At 64.2% G+C, this 467-nt stretch carries 1 protein-coding gene; it reads left to right on the top strand.

Annotation, left to right across the window (positions count from 1 at the left end; all coding sequences use genetic code 11):
• Window positions 1–20 precede the first annotated feature (20 nt).
• Window positions 21–467: hypothetical protein (locus tag M3147_RS18980; RefSeq protein WP_251204954.1), on the top strand; the 447-nt coding region annotated here is incomplete at its 3' end.

Raw genomic sequence — 467 nt, 5'->3', positions numbered from 1 at the left:
CTTACGCCACGCGCCTGGACATGCGCGCCGACAATCCTGCGTCCGGCATCAAGCGCCTGGAGCTCGGCGAGCATGAGCCATGGCCGGCCGACCTGCTGCGTGTGGCTCTCGAGGAGGCCACGCCAATGACTCGCATGGCGATTGTCACCGGCCTGTGCTCCGGCCAGCGCGTCAGCGACTGCATCCGCATGCAATATGGATGGGTGAGCGGCGGGATCATGGAGTTCGCTCAGAAGAAGACCGGCAAGGACGTCGCGATCCCGATGCACCCATTTTGGCTGGAGGAGCTCAAGAAGCTGCCACGCCGCGCAACCACACTATTGTACGAACGCAGCGGCGCGCCGTTCAAGACAACCGGTGCGATCCAGGCGCGCCTGCGTGACTTGATGGCGACGCCGGCCGTGCGAGAGGTCCACGCGGATCTAGTCGCTCGTGAGCTTATCGACGATAGCGCGCGGTTCTCATTC

The sequence above is a fragment of the Agromyces mediolanus genome (assembly GCF_023715325.1).
In the GTDB taxonomy this organism is placed as follows: Bacteria; Actinomycetota; Actinomycetes; order Actinomycetales; family Microbacteriaceae; genus Agromyces; species Agromyces mediolanus_A.
Note: the sequence above shows the minus strand (reverse complement) of the source record. Positions and strands in the feature narration are given on the sequence as shown.